This is a genomic window from Bacillus sp. NPDC077027 (assembly GCF_050269555.1).
In the GTDB taxonomy this organism is placed as follows: Bacteria; Bacillota; Bacilli; order Bacillales; family Bacillaceae; genus Bacillus.
In genome coordinates this window covers 592,074-609,301 of sequence record NZ_JBNNIO010000003.1, presented here as the reverse complement: position 1 = coordinate 609,301, position 17,228 = coordinate 592,074, and the positions used below count along the sequence as shown (strand labels likewise).

Genomic DNA, 17,228 nt, shown 5'->3' with positions numbered 1-17,228 from the left:
TTTTATCCCTTCTTTCTCATGCTGCAAATAAAGAAACCATCTGTTCCGAAATAATGCGGAAGAATTTGCACACTTCCTTGTTGAACAAACGGTGAAACCTTCTCAGGCAGCCGTTCATTGAGAGATAGATCGGGTTCGAATTCCTGGTGTTCTTGTAAAAAAGCATGAATCACTTGTTGGTTTTCTAGTGGTTCCATTGTACATGTACTATATACAAGGGTTCCACCCTCTTTTAATAATGGGGCCACTTCGTCTAATATTGCACGCTGAATTTCAGCAAGCCGTTGGCTATCTTCTGGCGTTTTTGTGTATTTCATATCCGGTTTTCTTCTAATAACGCCAAATCCTGTGCACGGGGCGTCTACGAGAATACGGTCAAATGTTGCTTCACTAAACGTTTGCTGTAGTTTCCTTGCGTCAAGTGCCTTCGCATCAATTTGAGTAAGCCCAAGACGTTTTGCCGCCTGCTCAATGAGCTTCACCTTATGCTGATGGAGATCAAGAGACACAATGCGTCCTTCATCATTCATGAGCTCTGCAATGTGAGTAGATTTTCCGCCTGGTGCTGCACAAGCATCAAGCACTGTCTCTCCAGGCTCTGGTGCAAGTGCTCTTGCAACAAGCATTGAGCTTTCATCTTGGATGGTGACAAATCCTTTTTGGAAAAATGGTGTTGAAACGATTGAGCCTTTGACAAGTTTTAACGCATCATCTGATACGTCACCAGGCTCTACTTCAATTTCAGCTTGCATCAGCTCTTTTTGCATAGTGTCTAGATCAGACTTCATACGATTCACTCGAAGTGTTTGCTTCGGTGGTATTAAGTGAATGCGGCAAATTTGCTCTGCCGCTTGAGCACCATAAGCAGATGCCCATTCCTTTACAAGCCATAAAGGGTGACTCGTTTCGATAGATAGCCTTTCAATTGGATCTTGAATGGCTTCAAAGGAAGGGACACCCTCTCTTTGGATTGAGCGAAGCACACCATTTACAAAAGAAGAAATGCCTTTATGTCCACGCCTTTTTGTGATCTCTACTGCTTCATGCAATATGGCACGATCTGGTATCTTTTCAAGATAAACCATTTGGTAAAGAGACATTCGCAAAAGCTGCATAACCCATGGTGCCACTTTTTGCGGTTTTTTTACAAATGGCTTAAGCATGTAATCAAGCGCAAGTCTGTTTTGGAGCGTTCCATAGACAAGCTCTGTTAAGAGTCCTTTGTCTGGATCATTTAGCTCTTTTTCTTTCATGACAGACTGGAGCAGTAAATTACTGTATGCCTGATTTTGATCGAGTTTGATTAAAGCATCTAGCGCCACTTCTCTTACATTATTTTTCTTCATTCGATAACCCTAATTTCTGTCCAATTTCGATATTTGCACCTCTAAGAAAGTCTTCTCCACTCATTCTTTTCTTTCCAGCAGGCTGAACACCTGTTAATAAAAGACCTTGGTTATTACCTGTTGCAATGATAGGCCCTTCTTTGCTGAATGCCACCACTTTACCAGGTTCATCTTGCTCTTCGAGTGTTACTTTTTTGGCTTCCCAGACTTTCAAATTCGCTCCGTTACATTCAGTATAGGCAACAGGCCAAGGATTTAAGCCACGCACCTGATTATAAAGCTCTTCGCCTGTCTTCGTCCAATCAAGTCGCTCTTGCTCACGCTTAATATTAGGTGCGTATGTTGCCACTTGTTCATTTTGCGGAATAGGTGAAATAGATTGATTCAACACATTTGGTACGGTGTCTCTGAGAAGCTGTGCACCTGCTATACTCAATTTATCATGCAATGTCCCTACATTGTCTAATTCATCAATTTCTACTTCAACTTTGCTAATCATGTCACCTGCGTCCAGCTTTTCTACCATATACATAATGGTCACGCCCGTCTTCTTTTTCCCTTGTAGGATAGCGTAGTGAATAGGTGCTCCACCTCTTAGTTCCGGAAGCAAAGAAGCATGGACATTAATACAGCCAAACTCCGGTTCATCAAGCAATCTTTTTGGCAAAATCTGACCGAATGCTGCTGTGACGATGAGATCCGGTTTTAAAGCGAGCACCTTGTCAATTTCTTCATCAAGCCGTACTTTCTCTGGCTGCAGGACAGGAATACCATGTTTTAATGCTTCCACCTTCACAGGGGGTGGTGTCAAAACTCTTTTTCTCCCTTTTGGACGGTCGGGCTGTGTGACAACTCCCACCACCTCATATCCTTCTGTGATTAACGTTTGAAGCACTGGTACTGAAAAATCAGGGGTTCCCATAAATACAATACGTGCCATTTCTTTCACCCTTCCATTTCCGCGAGTTCGTTTTCTGTATAATATTGAATGATCTTTGAAGTAAATAATATGCCGTCTAAATGGTCGATCTCATGCAATATCGCTCTTGCTAAAAAGCCTTCTGCTTCTATTGTATAAGGCTTGCCTTTTTTATCAAAGGCTTTTACCTTTACATAATTTGGTCTAGTGACTGTGCCGTACACGTTCGGAAAGCTAAGACATCCTTCGATATCTGTCTGCTCACCTTCCACCTGAAGCACTTCTGGATTCACAAGGTCGATTCTTCCTGATCCATCGTCAGTATCGACGACTGCCACTCTTTTTAAAATGCCGATTTGCGGAGCTGCTAGTCCAACACCATCTAGCTCAAGCATTGTATCATACATATCGTCGAGTAGTTTTTTTAACTTTTTATTAAATTGTTCCACAGCATCAGCCTTCGTCTCAAGCACATCTGCTGGATGAATTACTACTGGTTTTACTGCCACTAAAAGCCCTCCGTTTTACATCATCATATAAGGGTTCATATCGATTGAAATGGTTAGCTTTTTCTGTTCCATTTCTTTCTGGTAATGATCTTGAATTTTTCTTAATAAATCTGTCAGTTCGTTTTCCCTTTTGTATTTTATCACGCATTGATAGCGATATCTATCTTTGATCTTAGCAATTGGCGAAGCTGATGGGCCAAGTATTCTCGTGTTGGGGGCACAGTGCGTTTTTAAAAATTGTGCGATTTTTTCAGTTACATGTGCCGCTTTGATGACTTCCTCATGCGAAACAGTAATCATAGCAATGAAATAAAATGGCGGGTAGGACTGCTGCCTGCGATGATACATTTCCTGTTCAAAAAAGGCTTCGTAGTCATGCTGCTTGGTTAGTTCAATGCTATAGTGTGATGGTGTGTAAGATTGAATAATGACAGAGCCCGTTTTCTCATGTCGCCCCGCTCGTCCACTTACCTGTGTGAGCAACTGGAATGTTTTTTCACTTGAACGAAAATCTGGGATATGAAGAGATGTATCTGCACTTAACACACCAACAAGAGTCACATCTGGAAAATCAAGCCCTTTCGCAATCATTTGTGTCCCAAGCAAGATGTCTGCTTCTTTTCTCCCAAAAGCATTTAACAGCTTTTCATGAGCCCCTTTTCTTGAGGTTGTATCCACATCCATTCTGATCACTCTTGCTTCGGGAAGAACCTTTGCTAACTCTTCTTCGACTCTCTGCGTACCCGTCCCAAAATATCGAATATGCTCACTATGACATTCCGGACACTCATTTGGAACTAGCGCTTCGTGACCACAATAATGACATTTTAGCCGTTTTTGGAAACGATGATATGTCAGCGAGATTTCACAATGTGGACATTGGGTCACATACCCGCAATCTCGGCACATCACAAAGGATGAGTAGCCTCGTTTATTTAAAAAAAGAACGGCCTGTTCCTTTCTTTCAAGTACTGCCTTTAATCGTTCCATAAGTTCTTCGGAAAACATAGAGCGATTTCCATTACGCAGTTCTTTTCTCATATCAATCAGCGAAACGTGCGGCAACTGTTGTTGATTCACCCGGTGCTTTAGAGAAAGGAGGGTATACACGCCTTTTTTTGCTCTTGCAAATGCTTCAAGGGAGGGTGTTGCGCTCCCTAATACAACTGGACATTGATGACGTCGAGCTCGTTCGATTGCCACATCCTTTGCATGGTAACGTGGCATTTCTTCCTGCTTATATGAGGATTCATGTTCCTCATCGATAATAATCATGCCTAAGTTCTCAAATGGCGCGAATACTGCGGACCTCGCACCGACAACAAGACGCACTTCTTTTCGATGAATTTTTCGCCACTCATCATATTTTTCACCTGTTGAGAGACCACTATGAAGAACAGCCACACTTGAACCGAATCGCCCTTTAAATCGTTGAACCATTTGAGGTGTGAGAGAAATTTCCGGGACAAGGACAATGGCTTCTTTTCCTCGATTCAACACATTTTCAATCGTTTGCAAATAAATTTCTGTTTTTCCGCTACCAGTCACACCATGAAGCAAAAAGGTTTCATGCCGATGTTCATTGACAGCTTGGTGGATTTTCTGAGAAGCAGCCGCTTGTTCATCTGTCAAACGAAGTGATGACGTTTGTGCGAATTCACGGTTTTTGTATGGGTCACGGTAAACCTCTTCATACGATTCAGCTAACAGCCCCTCTTTAATAAAGGATTTCAAAGTTTGCGTACTTGCACCTGTTTGATCTTGTAGATCCTTCGCTAGAAAAGATACTCCTACTTTCTGATCAAGTAAATAAGCAAGTAACGTTTTTTGTTTGACTGCATTTTTTTTCAGTTCATTGTGCTTTTCTTCCAGTTTTTCCTTAGTTGCTACCACTCGAATCATGCGAACCTTTTTTTTAGTAGATTTTTGTGAGACATGATAGCGCACCTCTAAATGTCCTTGCTGAACATGTTTTTGAATGAGCTTTAAAGAGGGTGCATCAGGTATTTGTGAATACAGAAGGCTTTGTTGCTGACCGAAAAGCTCTTTCAATGACTGCGGAAGCGCTTCTTGCGAAATGACTTGAATCTCTTTTTCATACTTTGCCTTCATTGCAGCAGGCAACATGACTTGAAGTGCTGTAATATGATAGGACAATGTTTTTTCCGTCAGCCAGTGGGAAAGCTCCAGTAGCTCATCTGTTAATACTGGTGATAAATCAAAGATATCAACAATGTCCTTGATGCTCCCGCTTTTTACATCTGATTCGACTTTGACTGCTGTCACAAACCCTTGTATTTTCCTCGGACCAAAAGGAACGATGACCCTCATTCCTGCTTTTATCATTCCTTTTAGGTGATCAGGAATTCGGTAGTCAAAGGGTCGATCAATCGCTTTTGTTGTGACATCGACAATCACTTCAGCGTAATTCATTGTGCGTCACTGCTTTTAGGTAACAATTTTTCCGCCTCAAGTAAAATCTGATAAGCGAGGTCCTTTTTGCTCATTTTCGGTATGTCTCTTGTTGTACCGTCCGCTTTAAACAGCGTGACAACATTTGTATCAGAGGCAAAGCCTGCTCCAGCCAATGTGATATTATTGGCAACAATCATGTCTAAATGTTTAGATTCAATCTTCTTTTTCGCATAAAAGGCAATATCTTGTGTTTCCGCTGCAAAGCCAACGAGCACTTGATGTTCCTTGCGCTGACCTAATTCTTTTAAAATGTCTTTTGTCCTTGTAAATTCGAGTAAAAGTTCTCCATCCTGTTTTTTCATTTTTTGATCATACGTATGAACAGGCGTATAATCAGCAACTGCTGCTGATTTGACAACTAAATCGGCTTGACCGTATGCCTCAAGTGTCGCATGGTACATGTCATTTGCTGATTCAACCTGAATGACCTTGATACCTTGCGGGACTTCTAGCGATACAGGACCAGATATAAGGGTGACATCTGCGCCCATTTCTTTTGCTGCATTTGCAATCGCATAACCCATTTTCCCTGAAGATCGATTGGTAAAGAAACGAACAGGATCAATGACTTCTCTTGTGGGACCAGCTGTCACGAGCACTCTTTTTCCTGCAAGTGGTAAATCTTTTGGTTCTTTAAAAAATGCTGTGATGTGCTCAACAATTTTTTCCGGTTCCTCAAGTCTCCCTTTGCCAATGTAGCCACAAGCCAAATAACCCTCACTTGGCTCAATAAATCGATAGCCATCCTCATATAAGGTTGCAATATTACGTTTGACTGCTGGATGATCATACATATGCACATTCATTGCAGGTGCTATCCAAACAGGGGCAGTTGTTGCAAGCAACGTTGTTGTCAGCATGTCATCTGCAAGCCCTCCTGCCATTTTGCCAATCGTGTGAGCTGTCGCTGGAGCAACGATCATGAGATCTGCCCAATCTGCCACATCAATGTGAGCGATAACTTTTGGGTTATTTTCTTTAAAAGTATCAATGTATACTTCGTTGCGGGAAAGCGCTTGGAATGTCAGCGGAGAAACAAACTCACGTGCGGATTCTGTCATGATAACTTTCACATTTGCGCCCGCTTGTACAAGTTTACTAGTGAGTGCTGCTGCTTTATAGACTGCAATTCCTCCACTAACACCAAGCAAAATATTCTTTGACTGTAACATTTGGTTTGTCCCCCTTATACTGCTTCATTTGCATCTCCATCTACAATTCAAAAAAGTCAAAACCAATCATAGTTTTGACTTTTTGAAGCATACAGTATCTGCTATGGTAGAAACGATTCGATTATTCTTGGTCTTCTCTTTCAAATGTCAAAATACCAGCATCGATTTCTTCAAGTGCTTTACCTACATACTTATAAGATTTCGTGTTTTCGATCTGTTGGTCTTCGTTGATTTGCATTTCACGCGCCCGGCGTGCAGATACAGTTACAAGTGTATACTTTGAATCTAATTTGTTCATCAGTGAGTCAATTGACGGATCTAACATGGTTTATTCTACCCCCAGCATTTTTTTATATCTTGGTGCGACTCGATCTCTGCGCAAATGCTCCGCAAGAACAATCGCTTTAATTCTTTCACATGCAAGCTCGACATCATCGTTTTCAACAACATAGTCGTATGCATCCATCATTTCAATTTCTTCTTTTGCCGCAGCCATTCGGTTTTGAATAAGCTCTTCAGATTCAGTCCCACGAGTCACAATGCGGTTTTGAAGTTCCGAAAGACTAGGCGGTGCAAGGAAAATAAAGAGACCTTCCGGGAATGCTTCTCTTACTTGAAGAGCGCCTTGCACTTCGATTTCAAGGAAAACATCTTTTCCTTCACGAAGTGTCTGTTCCACATAGTCAACAGGCGTGCCGTAATAATTACCAACATATTCCGCCCATTCTAAAAGTTTCTTATGCTTCATCATATCTTCAAATTCTTCCCTGGTTTTAAAGAAATAATCTACACCATTTCTTTCACCTTCACGTGGTTTTCGAGTTGTAACAGAAATGGAGTATTCAAATTTCGTATCTTCCTGGGAGAAAATAGCTTGTCTTACCGTTCCTTTTCCAACTCCCGAAGGTCCAGAGAGAACGATTAATAGTCCTCTTTCTTTCATAATGGCGTATTACCCCTGCCCTTCATCAATAATTTCTTCTTTTACAGAAAGTCTTTGTGCGACAGTCTCAGGCTGAACGGCAGATAAGATGACATGGTCACTGTCCATAATGACAACAGCACGGGTTCTTCTTCCGTATGTAGCATCTATGAGCATGCCTCGATCTCTTGCGTCTTGAATCATTCGCTTAATCGGTGCAGATTCCGGACTGACGATCGAAATCATCCGATTCGCAGAAATGATGTTTCCAAATCCGATATTGATCAACTTTATGGTCATCTTCTTTCGTCCCCCTGTATGGATAAACGTCTCTAGTCTCGCCTAAAGAGACGCGCTGTAAACAGCATACACAATGACTATTCTATATTTTGCACTTGTTCTTTTATTTTTTCAATAGAACTTTTCATTTCAACAACAAGCTTCGTCATGTGATGATGATTTGCTTTCGAACCGATTGTGTTCACTTCACGATTTAATTCCTGCACGAGAAAGTCAAGCTTTCGTCCGGCAGCGCCTCCATTAGACAATATCTGCTGAAATTGCAAAAAGTGACTTTTTAGCCGAGTAACCTCTTCTGTGATGTCACATCTGTCTGCAAAAATGGCAACCTCTGTTACAAGGCGACTCTCATCAATTGCTTCTTGTGTCCATTCCTTCATTCTTTGGCTAAGCCGCTCTCTATACTGGCTCACGACATCAGGAGCAAACATTTCAATTTCCTCCGCAAAAGCTTTAAGCTCTGACAGTCTGAGTTCGCAGTCTTTTTGTAACGCCTCGCCCTCTCTATCTCTCATCAAACAGAGCTCTAAAACAGCTTCCTCACAAGCCTCTTTTAATAAGGCTTCAAGCTGCACATTGCGGCTGACTGACTCTTCAACTTGAATCGCATGCTCAAGCTGAAGTAGTTCATTTGCATGCTCGATACCCGAAATATGATAGCGTTCTTCAAAATCTTTTGCGACCTTCACATATTCATCTAGCAAAGTCCAATCGATTTGAAGTGACCGACATGCAAGCTTTCCGCCTTCAACCGAAACAAATAGCTCAATTCTTCCACGCTGAACATGGTTCAGGATGATTTTTTTTAACGTATCTTCGAAATATAGAAGCGGCCTCGGTAAGCGGGCATGAACTTCTTTAAAACGGTGATTGACCGATTTTAACTCAACTGACACTGTCAGTTCTCCATCCGTTTTACTCGCTTGCCCGAATCCCGTCATACTGCGTATCATGTAAAAACACCCAATTCTTTCATATTAATAAAATGAAAAAGGTAATAGCAGACACTATTACCTCAAAATTATACCATAACGAACTATTTTTTTCTTGTCAAAAGTGATCCTGCCAGTAAAAAAGTTGGCAATGCGGACATTCCGATGATAAGGAGCCAATCAACCGGTGTGATCGCAACTGTTTTGAAGATTGGTTGAAGTGGCGGATAGTAAATCACGACAAACATAAGTAAGAGAGAAGACAATACAGCACCAATTAAATAAACATTTCCAAATGGGTTGCGTTCAAAAATTGATTTCTCGCTACGACAATCAAATACATGAATGAGCTGTGCAAGAACGAGTGTACTAAATGCAACTGTTTGGGCATATTGAAGATTGTTTGGATCGCGGTGGTAGACAAACATAAACGCTAAAAGAGTCGCAATCCCAATAAGGAACCCTCTTGATATAACTTTCCAGCCGAGTCCTCTAGCAAAGATGCCTTCCTTCATATTTCGGGGCTTTCGTTTCATGACATCCTCTTCAGGCTGATCCATTCCAAGCGCCATGGCTGGAAGCCCGTCTGTGACAAGATTTACCCATAAAATCTGTATCGGAACTAATGGCAGCGGAAGAGCAAGAATCATCGCAAATAACATCACTAAAATTTCACCTACATTTGATGCAAGCAAATAACGGACAAACTTTCGAATATTTTCATAGATGTTTCGCCCCTCTTTAATCGCCGATTTGATCGTCGCAAAGTTATCATCTAATAAAATAAGTGAGGAGGCTTCTTTGGCAACATCTGTCCCAGTAATACCCATCGCAATGCCGATATCTGCCTGCTTAATCGCTGGTGCGTCGTTCACACCATCACCTGTCATGGCGACAATATGTCCATTTTCTTGATAGGCTTTCACGATTTTTAATTTGTGTTCAGGAGACACTCTGGCAAATACATACACATCATCCGCTACTTCCGCTAGCTCTTGCTGCGTTAGGTGATCTAAGGCTTTCCCATCTAGAACCTTCCCTTGCTTTGGGAGCAATCTTAAATCTTTAGCAATCGCCTTTGCTGTTTCAACATGATCACCTGTAATCATCACTGTTTTAATGCCGGCATCTCGGCATTCTTTAATAGCACGTCTCACTTCGGGGCGCGGTGGATCAATCATCCCTTCAAGGCCAATAAATGTCAGTTCCTTTTCTGCTTGATGACAGGAAGTCACCTTCTCGTTATGTTCAACCTTCTTATAGGCAATAGCGATTGTTCTGAGTGCTTGTCTCGCAAGGCTTTTAATCGCTTCTTCCGCTTCATTTCTATGCGTTTTTGTAAAAATAGCAGTGCGCCCTTCACTCACGATATGACTAGAGCAATTCATGAGGACATCTGGCGCTCCTTTTGTTATGACATAGCGCGCCTTCTGATTTGTCTCTACGACAACTGACATCATTTTTCTTTCTGAATCAAATGGAAACTCCTCTATTATTCGAAATCCCGCTTCAATAAATTGCTCAGAAAAACCTGCTTTACGGGCAGCAGTGAGTAGTGCACCTTCAGTCGGATCACCATCAAGCCTGAGCTCACCATCTTTTTCAACGATAGAAGACGCATTACAAAGCGCGCCATATAACAGTACTTTTTGTAGTGTCGGCTGCTTATCTACAAGAACGTGTTGTCCATTCAGTGTAAAATCGCCAGTTGGATCATAACCCGTCCCAGAAATATGCCACGTCTTTCCTTCAGCCCAAATATGAGTGACGGTCATTTTATTTTGTGTCATCGTTCCAGTCTTATCTGAACAGATGATTGAAGCACAGCCAAGTGTTTCGACTGCCGGAAGCTTTCTGACGATTGATTTCTGTTTGATCATGCGCTGAACACCAAGCGAGAGCGCAACTGTCACAATTGCCGGAAGTCCTTCTGGAATAGCCGCTACCGCAAGTGATACACCTGCCAGAAACATATTATATAAGTCCTGACCTTGAATAACCCCCATGACGACAACCAAAATAGTTAGAAGTAATGCGGCGACAATGAGAATTTTCCCAAGCTGTTCAAGCCGTCTTTGTAGAGGGGTTTCCATATTACCTGCAGATTCTAGCATACCCGCAATCTTTCCCATAGCAGTGCTCATTCCTGTACCAATGACAACACCTACACCGCTCCCTCTTGTCACAAGCGTTCCCATAAATACCATGTTCGTCAAATCTCCGAGTGAGACATGGTCAGATGAAAGTGGGTTTGCGTGTTTCACAGCTGGAATGGATTCACCAGTCAGCGCAGATTCTTCAATTTCTAAACTCTTTGTTTCTAGCAATCTAATATCTGCACCAATTCGATCTCCACTCGAAAATTTAACAATATCTCCTGGAACTAAATGCTTAGAGGGTATTTTCATCCACTCTTGATTTCTTCTCACATAAACGTGCGGGGTTGATAGCTCTTTAAGTGCTTGTAGAGATTTTTCTGCCCGTCGCTCTTGATAGAAACCTAACAATCCGTTAACCAGCACGATGGCAACGATAGCAGTTGCATCAATATATTCACCTAAAAAAGCAGAGATGATCGTAGCAGCGAGCAGGATAAGCACCATAAAGTCTTTAAACTGTGCTAAAAAGACAACAATTGCTGAAGCTTTTTTTCCTTCCTGGAGTTCGTTTTGTCCATGCTTTTCCAGTCGCTTTTGTACATCTTTTTCTGACAGTCCGTCACCTATCGATGTATTCATTGTTTTTAATAAATCGGTCTGGTTCAGTTCATGCCAATTCATTTAACCTCGTCCACTCCTCTTTTGTTCTCTCTCTTATGCAGTGTTCTATAAGCCAGTTTATTCAGACTCGTCCCAAATCATGCTATAATAATAAGACTGTCTAAAGAACAAAGGTACGTTGGTTCTTCAGCAAACTTGTGTTTAAGAAAAGGGTGTATACAACATGTCATTTGACGGCATTTTTACATATGGTATGACAAATGAATTAACAGAGAAGGTCACAGGTGGGAGAATTTCTAAAATTCATCAACCTTATAAGCATGAGCTGATCTTACACATTCGAGCACATGGAGCCAATCACAAGCTTCTCCTATCTGCTCATCCAAGCTACGCAAGAGTCCAGCTAACAGGATACCACTACGAAAATCCTAGTGAACCACCAATGTTTTGTATGCTTTTGCGCAAGCACCTTGAGGGAGGATTTATTCATCGGATTGAACAAATCGGTTTAGATCGTGTCATCGTCCTTCATGTAAGGAGCAGAAATGAAATTGGGGATGAACAAATTCGCAAGCTTTATATTGAAATTATGGGACGACACAGTAATCTCATTCTTGTTGACGGAGAATCAGAGCAGATTATTGATGGTTTAAAGCATCTTTCTCCATCAATGAATAGTTATCGAACGGTCCTACCTGGACACGAATATATCCTTCCGCCTGCACAACATAAGTTGCAGCCGCTAACAGTGACAAAAGAAGATATTTTAAAGCATTTACGATTCCAAGAAGGCAAGCTCGAAAATCAAATTGTCAATACCTTCTCAGGGGTCTCTCCGCTCTTTGCCAAAGAGGCAGTGCATCGAGCAGGGCTGGCTAATCAAGAAACACTCCCAAATGTACTCCTTGAGATGTTTGATCTGGTTCGTCGCCACGCATTTACACCTCAGCTAACGAAAAAAGAGGCAAAAGAAACTTTTTATTTGCTCACTTTAAAGCACTTAGACGAGGAAGCGAGAACGTTCGATACACTCAGCGAATTGCTCGATCGGTTTTATTTCGGAAAGGCTGAGAGGGACAGAGTAAAACAGCAGGCGGCTGATCTGGAGCGGTTTGTGATGAATGAGAAGAAAAAGAACGAAAATAAGCTGAAGAAACTAAAAAGAACACTAGAGGAATCGCAAAACGGCCACACATTTCAGCTATATGGTGAACTTTTGACCGCCAATTTATATGCCATTCAAAAGGGCGACAAAGAAGCGACAGTCATTAATTATTATGACGAAAACAATGGTGAAGTCACCATTCCACTAAAAACAAATAAAACGCCATCCGAGAATGCACAGGCGTATTTCACAAAATATCAAAAAGCAAAAAATGCGGTACAGGCCGTTCAGGAGCAGATGAGACGGACAAACGAAGAAATTGTTTATTTTGATGAATTGATTCAGCAGCTTTCCTCAGCATCACCGAAGGATTTAGAAGAAATAAGGGAAGAGCTTGTTGAAGGAAAGTATTTGCGGGCAAAACAAAAACGACATCCGAAAAAGAAGAAACAGACCCCTATTCAACTTGAAACTTATGAATCATCAAATGGGTTGATCATTTTGGTAGGTAAAAACAACAAACAAAATGAGTATTTAACGACAAAAGCAGCTGCTCGTGATGATATTTGGCTTCATACAAAGGATATTCCTGGTTCACATGTCGTCATTCGAGATAAAGAACCTGATGAACAAACGCTGTTAGAAGCAGCACAGATCGCTGCGTATTTTTCAAAGGCAAGAGAATCAAGCGCAGTTCCAGTGGATTATACGAAAATACGTCATGTGAAAAAACCTAATGGGGCAAAGCCTGGCTTTGTGACTTACGACCAGCAACAAACCTTGTTTGTCACACCTGATGAGGACGTTGTTTTAAAGCTTAGAAAATAAAAAACTGCACCCCAATTGCTAGACTGTGTCTAACATCTGGGGTGCTTTTTATTGATCATGAGCGTTCTTTTCGCTGTTTGTACAGCCTTTCAAGCTCATCCGTATTTTCATGTTGGAGTAGTGACTCGATCTCTGTTGAAAGGCGTTTCGTATGCGTAGGACTTGCACCGCTAGTAGAAACTGAAATGACGATTCTGCCTTTTCTTATGATTTTAGGCATGATGACTGATCCTAATTCAGCCTGGCTCACGCAATTCACAAGCTGATGGGGCTGAGCGATTTTTGTCACCCATTCATTCACTGTTGGATCATTTGTCGCTGCCACGATCAAAAAGGCGGAAGTTAAATCTTCACGTTCAACCGATTTTCTTTTCCACACAAGCTGATGCATCGTGATTAGCTGCTCCATTTGATCTGATAGCTCAGGGCTTACCACTGTAATTCGCTTCGTTTCGGGTAGTATGGTGGTTAGTCTTCTAAATGCAATCTTTCCGCCGCCAATAATGAGTACGCTTTTTTCTTTTAAATCAAGATGAACTGGCAGCATACGTCTCTCCTGAAAAATGAAATACTCCTTTTTCGTTATCAATGGTTTCCTTCACTCGTTCAATATAGGCAGCCCTAACATGTGGATGGAAACCAATGTATCTGCACACTTTTACGTTTTTTATACGCTCTTTCAATTTAGATGCCTCTGCCTCAATCTCTTTCATTAAGATCCCCGTAAACAGAAGGTATGGTACTAAATATACAGGAGAATCATCCGCTTCATTTAAACCTGCTAAAATGTCCTGATAATGAGGCTCACACGCAGTGATAAAACAAGGAATGACCTGTGCGGATGGCTTCATCACCTGAACTTCTTCTGCAATAGCACATATATCTCTCTTCACATCAGGGTCTGAGCTCCCTCTCCCTATGAGAACGATGCGCGCACATTCATCTTGATAGCCCGCTTCTTCTATTCTAGTCACAACGGCTTTTGTCACCTCTTGATTGACGCCAATTGGTCTTCCATATGTCACCACTACATGTGGATATCGACTTTTCACTTGATGAATTTCTTCTGGGATATCCGATTTTGCATGCATGGCGGTTAAAAGAAGAAGTGGAACAATCGCAATATGTGTTGCTCCTTGCCTTACGCATGCTGCAAACCCTTCTTCAATCGATGGTTCTGTTAGCTCTAGAAAACAAATCTCTTGAATCTCTGCATCTATATGAGGCATACAGCTTCTCATAAAAGAAATAGCCTTGTCCTGCGCCTGCTTCACCCTGCTTCCATGTCCTACATAAAGCACTGCTTGTTTCATCGTTCTCCCCCTTGCCACCATTTAAGTTTTGGTTCATTATATAAGCTTTCATCTGAAAAGTCACATATCGAAGATGACCAATCTTTTCTTTACTCAAAGGAAAAGACACGATCGAAATACGTGTCTTTTCACCGAGTTTATGTCCCTTCTGCTGAGCGTGTTGGTTCAAACCAACTTAATTTATGATGGAAATTGACGACATCTCCAACGACAATGAGACTTGGATGCTCAATCCCTTCCTTTTCAACCGTTTCAGAAAGGGTGCCAACTGTACAGCAAGTTGTCACTTGGTGGCTCGTTGTTCCCCAATGAATAAATGCGGCTGGTGTCGCTTGATCTCTGCCATTTTCCAAAAGTAGCCTTTGCACTTTTTTTACATTTTTCACGCCCATATATATAACCAGCGTATCAATGCCTGTCGCTAGTGCCTTCCACTTCTCTTCAAAATGCTCATCCTTTTGATAATGTCCTGTGACAAAAGCGACATTTGAGCTGACTTCTCGATGGGTAACTGGAATCCCTGCATATGCAGCAGCAGCAATGCCAGACGTCACCCCAGGCACTACCTCATATGGAATATGATGGTCTGTGAGACACTCGATTTCTTCGCCTCCTCTGCCAAAAACAAAGGGGTCTCCCCCCTTTAGACGAACGACAACCTTGCCTTCTTGTGCATGTGTCACAAGTGATGTGTTGATGGCTTCCTGCCTCATCGTATGATGATTCGGTAACTTCCCACAATAGATCAATTGTGCGTCATGCTTGGCATGGGCGAGAATGTCCTGATTAACAAGACGATCATATAAAATGACATCTGCCTGTTGAATCGCCTTTAGGGCTTTGAGTGTAATTAATTCAGGATCACCCGGTCCGGCACCAACAATATATACTTTCCCCATCTGTATTCTCCCCCTGCTATCAGGCGATTATCTTGTTTGTTCCTTTACATAATCGACAAGAAGCTGTTTCGATATTTCTCGTTTTTGCTCTCCCGTATTGAGAACAAGCTCAGGTTTTTCAGGCTCTTCATAAGGAGAGTCGATACCAGTGAAAAATGGAATTTCCCCGCTTCTTGCCTTTTTATATAACCCTTTCGGATCACGTTCTTCACACACATTTAAGTCACATTTCACAAAAACTTCATGAAATTCGCCTTCTTCAACAAGCTGTCTGACCGTTTCTCGATCCTCTTGAAATGGTGAAATAAATGCGGTAATCACAATGTTTCCTTGCTCTACAAAAAGTTTGGCTACTTCACCGATCCGGCGGATATTTTCTTTACGATCATCGTCTGAAAATCCTAGGTCTTTATTTAAACCGTGACGAACATTGTCCCCGTCGAGAACAGTGACTTGATACCCTTGTTCAAATAAATCACGTGCCGCAGCATTCGCAATGGTGGATTTCCCTGAGCCACTAAGACCGGTTAGCCATACAATACCGCTTTTATGATTGTTTTTTTCTTGATATTCTTTTTTTGTAATCGAAGCATCATGCCATACTATATGTTGGTTGCTCATGTCATTTCCTCCTCAAGATACGGTCGTTTTCAGGCCCTGAATTAATGTTTCAATAACTTCCTTGCGGCTGAATGTACTCGGTGGCAATTCACCATTTCTAAGCATTGTTCTGACCTTTGTACCAGAGAGGATGACATGCTGACTCTTATCATGTGGGCAGGTTTTTGGTGTTGCCATTGCCTCACATGTATTGCAATAGAAGCTATGCTCAAATTTAAGTGGTGTAATGCCAATTTCTTCACTTGTGAATTGTTCAAACAACTCTTGTGCTTCATAAGTTCCGTAGTAATCGCCAACACCTGCATGATCTCTACCCACAATAAAATGAGTACATCCGTAATTTTTTCGCACAAGTGCATGGAAAATAGCTTCCTTTGGTCCAGCATATCTCATCGCTGCCGGGAATACGCCTAAAAAGACACGATCTTTAGGATAATAGCCATCTAAAAGAACTTGATAGCTTTTCATTCTGACGTCAGCTGGAATATCATCTGATTTCGTCTCACCAACGAGCGGGTTCAAGAATAAACCGTCCACTGTTTCTAGTGCTGTCTTTTGAATATATTCATGTGCGCGATGAACTGGATTTCTCGTTTGGAAGCCAACAATCGTCTTCCAACCATTCTCTTTAAAACGTCTTCTTGTTTCTTCTGGTTCAAATGTAAACTGCGGAAACGGTTTTTCACTACGTTTGATGAGTGTAATTTTCCCGCCAATATACGTATCGCCACGTTCGAATAGCTTTTTTACCCCTGGATGATTTTGATCATTTGTTTTATAGACATTCACTGCTTCTTTTTCTTTATCTGGGGTGTATTGATCCTCGACTTCTATCACACCGTAAACTGTCCCATGATAAGAAAGACGAACGATATCTCCTTGATGGATGTCTGATGCCTTTTCCTTTGAAATTGGCAGTGTGATTGGAAGTGACCAAACGATTCCATTTGCTAGACGCATCTTGTCAACAACCGCTTCATAATCTACTTGTGTTAAAAATCCTTCAATTGGACTGTAACCACCAATGGCAATAAGCTCAAGATCTGCAAATGAAATGGCATCTAGCTCAATTTCTTTGGAAACAGTACTTATATCATAATGTTCATTGATACGATTAATTAAAATTCCACCATGTGGTGCTAAACTCATTTGTTTATCTTCCTCTCA

At 41.6% G+C, this 17,228-nt stretch carries 16 protein-coding genes; 1 reads left to right on the top strand and 15 read right to left on the bottom strand.

Going from position 1 to position 17,228, the window contains the following annotated elements; translation table 11 throughout:
* Positions 1-2: 2 nt before the first annotated feature.
* From rsmB to ACQKEZ_RS13515, 10 genes are all read right to left on the bottom strand, one after another.
* Positions 3-1,346 (bottom strand): 16S rRNA (cytosine(967)-C(5))-methyltransferase RsmB, encoded by a 1,344-nt coding sequence (rsmB, locus tag ACQKEZ_RS13560; RefSeq protein ID WP_427301548.1) that lies wholly within the window; start codon positions 1,344-1,346, stop codon positions 3-5.
* The gene (fmt, locus tag ACQKEZ_RS13555) at positions 1,333-2,286 is read right to left on the bottom strand and encodes a methionyl-tRNA formyltransferase (protein WP_427301547.1); all 954 of its coding nucleotides are present in this window, start codon (positions 2,284-2,286) and stop codon (positions 1,333-1,335) included. The genes rsmB and fmt overlap by 14 nt, the downstream gene beginning before the upstream one ends.
* 5 nt (positions 2,287-2,291) lie before the next feature.
* On the bottom strand, positions 2,292-2,774 hold the full coding sequence (gene def / locus ACQKEZ_RS13550) for a peptide deformylase (RefSeq protein ID WP_427301546.1): 483 nt from the start codon (positions 2,772-2,774) through the stop codon (positions 2,292-2,294).
* A gap of 15 nt (positions 2,775-2,789) precedes the next feature.
* Entirely contained in the window at positions 2,790-5,207 is a 2,418-nt protein-coding gene (gene priA, locus ACQKEZ_RS13545; protein ID WP_427301545.1) for a primosomal protein N', read from the bottom strand.
* Positions 5,204-6,421, bottom strand: a complete 1,218-nt coding sequence (gene coaBC / locus ACQKEZ_RS13540) for a bifunctional phosphopantothenoylcysteine decarboxylase/phosphopantothenate--cysteine ligase CoaBC (RefSeq protein ID WP_427301544.1) — start codon at positions 6,419-6,421, stop codon at positions 5,204-5,206. The genes priA and coaBC overlap by 4 nt, the downstream gene beginning before the upstream one ends.
* A gap of 121 nt (positions 6,422-6,542) precedes the next feature.
* On the bottom strand, positions 6,543-6,746 hold the full coding sequence (gene rpoZ, locus ACQKEZ_RS13535) for a DNA-directed RNA polymerase subunit omega (protein ID WP_427301543.1): 204 nt from the start codon (positions 6,744-6,746) through the stop codon (positions 6,543-6,545).
* Positions 6,747-6,749: 3 nt separating this feature from the next.
* Positions 6,750-7,364, bottom strand: a complete 615-nt coding sequence (gene gmk / locus ACQKEZ_RS13530) for a guanylate kinase (protein WP_427301542.1) — start codon at positions 7,362-7,364, stop codon at positions 6,750-6,752.
* Between the two features lie 9 nt (positions 7,365-7,373).
* Positions 7,374-7,643: an extracellular matrix/biofilm regulator RemA gene (gene remA / locus ACQKEZ_RS13525; RefSeq protein WP_008344898.1), complete on the bottom strand. Its 270-nt coding sequence runs from the start codon at positions 7,641-7,643 to the stop codon at positions 7,374-7,376.
* 77 nt (positions 7,644-7,720) lie between these two features.
* Positions 7,721-8,596 carry a YicC/YloC family endoribonuclease gene (locus ACQKEZ_RS13520; protein WP_427301541.1) on the bottom strand — a complete coding sequence of 292 codons (876 nt, stop codon included), beginning with the start codon at positions 8,594-8,596 and terminating at the stop codon, positions 7,721-7,723.
* An 83-nt stretch (positions 8,597-8,679) separates the two neighbouring features.
* Positions 8,680-11,355, bottom strand: coding sequence for a calcium-translocating P-type ATPase, SERCA-type (locus ACQKEZ_RS13515; protein ID WP_427301540.1), 2,676 nt, complete (start codon positions 11,353-11,355; stop codon positions 8,680-8,682).
* Between the two features lie 163 nt (positions 11,356-11,518).
* Between ACQKEZ_RS13515 and ACQKEZ_RS13510 the strand changes: the two genes are divergently transcribed.
* On the top strand, positions 11,519-13,228 hold the full coding sequence (locus ACQKEZ_RS13510) for an Rqc2 family fibronectin-binding protein (protein WP_427301539.1): 1,710 nt from the start codon (positions 11,519-11,521) through the stop codon (positions 13,226-13,228).
* Positions 13,229-13,283: 55 nt separating this feature from the next.
* On the opposite strand, the gene ACQKEZ_RS13505 is transcribed toward ACQKEZ_RS13510, so the two are convergent.
* The 5 genes from ACQKEZ_RS13505 to sat all read right to left on the bottom strand — a co-directional run bounded on the left by ACQKEZ_RS13505 (position 13,284) and on the right by sat (position 17,210).
* A complete protein-coding gene (locus ACQKEZ_RS13505; protein WP_427301538.1) occupies positions 13,284-13,775 on the bottom strand; it encodes a precorrin-2 dehydrogenase/sirohydrochlorin ferrochelatase family protein in 492 nt (163 codons plus the stop codon).
* On the bottom strand, positions 13,756-14,541 hold the full coding sequence (locus ACQKEZ_RS13500) for a sirohydrochlorin chelatase (RefSeq protein ID WP_427301536.1): 786 nt from the start codon (positions 14,539-14,541) through the stop codon (positions 13,756-13,758). The genes ACQKEZ_RS13505 and ACQKEZ_RS13500 overlap by 20 nt, the downstream gene beginning before the upstream one ends.
* 137 nt (positions 14,542-14,678) lie before the next feature.
* Positions 14,679-15,440: a uroporphyrinogen-III C-methyltransferase gene (cobA, locus tag ACQKEZ_RS13495; RefSeq protein WP_427301534.1), complete on the bottom strand. Its 762-nt coding sequence runs from the start codon at positions 15,438-15,440 to the stop codon at positions 14,679-14,681.
* 27 nt (positions 15,441-15,467) lie between these two features.
* Complete coding sequence (gene cysC, locus ACQKEZ_RS13490) at positions 15,468-16,061, bottom strand: adenylyl-sulfate kinase (RefSeq protein ID WP_427301532.1); 594 nt, start codon at positions 16,059-16,061, stop codon at positions 15,468-15,470.
* Between the two features lie 12 nt (positions 16,062-16,073).
* Positions 16,074-17,210, bottom strand: coding sequence for a sulfate adenylyltransferase (gene sat / locus ACQKEZ_RS13485; RefSeq protein ID WP_427301531.1), 1,137 nt, complete (start codon positions 17,208-17,210; stop codon positions 16,074-16,076).
* Between the last annotated feature and the right edge of the window lie 18 nt (positions 17,211-17,228).

What these genes read in the sequence shown, in the direction of transcription:
- sat (WP_427301531.1), bottom strand. Translation starts at nt 17,210, where the DNA reads ATGAGTTTAGCACCACATGGTGGAATTTTAATTAATCGTATCAATGAA.
- cysC (WP_427301532.1), bottom strand. Translation starts at nt 16,061, where the DNA reads ATGAGCAACCAACATATAGTATGGCATGATGCTTCGATTACAAAAAAA.
- fmt (WP_427301547.1), bottom strand. Translation starts at nt 2,286, where the DNA reads ATGGCACGTATTGTATTTATGGGAACCCCTGATTTTTCAGTACCAGTG.
- ACQKEZ_RS13510 (WP_427301539.1), top strand. Translation starts at nt 11,519, where the DNA reads ATGTCATTTGACGGCATTTTTACATATGGTATGACAAATGAATTAACA.
- ACQKEZ_RS13515 (WP_427301540.1), bottom strand. Translation starts at nt 11,355, where the DNA reads ATGAATTGGCATGAACTGAACCAGACCGATTTATTAAAAACAATGAAT.
- coaBC (WP_427301544.1), bottom strand. Translation starts at nt 6,421, where the DNA reads ATGTTACAGTCAAAGAATATTTTGCTTGGTGTTAGTGGAGGAATTGCA.
- priA (WP_427301545.1), bottom strand. Translation starts at nt 5,207, where the DNA reads ATGAATTACGCTGAAGTGATTGTCGATGTCACAACAAAAGCGATTGAT.
- ACQKEZ_RS13520 (WP_427301541.1), bottom strand. Translation starts at nt 8,596, where the DNA reads ATGATACGCAGTATGACGGGATTCGGGCAAGCGAGTAAAACGGATGGA.
- gmk (WP_427301542.1), bottom strand. Translation starts at nt 7,364, where the DNA reads ATGAAAGAAAGAGGACTATTAATCGTTCTCTCTGGACCTTCGGGAGTT.
- ACQKEZ_RS13500 (WP_427301536.1), bottom strand. Translation starts at nt 14,541, where the DNA reads ATGAAACAAGCAGTGCTTTATGTAGGACATGGAAGCAGGGTGAAGCAG.
- cobA (WP_427301534.1), bottom strand. Translation starts at nt 15,440, where the DNA reads ATGGGGAAAGTATATATTGTTGGTGCCGGACCGGGTGATCCTGAATTA.
- ACQKEZ_RS13505 (WP_427301538.1), bottom strand. Translation starts at nt 13,775, where the DNA reads ATGCTGCCAGTTCATCTTGATTTAAAAGAAAAAAGCGTACTCATTATT.
- rpoZ (WP_427301543.1), bottom strand. Translation starts at nt 6,746, where the DNA reads ATGTTAGATCCGTCAATTGACTCACTGATGAACAAATTAGATTCAAAG.
- remA (WP_008344898.1), bottom strand. Translation starts at nt 7,643, where the DNA reads ATGACCATAAAGTTGATCAATATCGGATTTGGAAACATCATTTCTGCG.
- rsmB (WP_427301548.1), bottom strand. Translation starts at nt 1,346, where the DNA reads ATGAAGAAAAATAATGTAAGAGAAGTGGCGCTAGATGCTTTAATCAAA.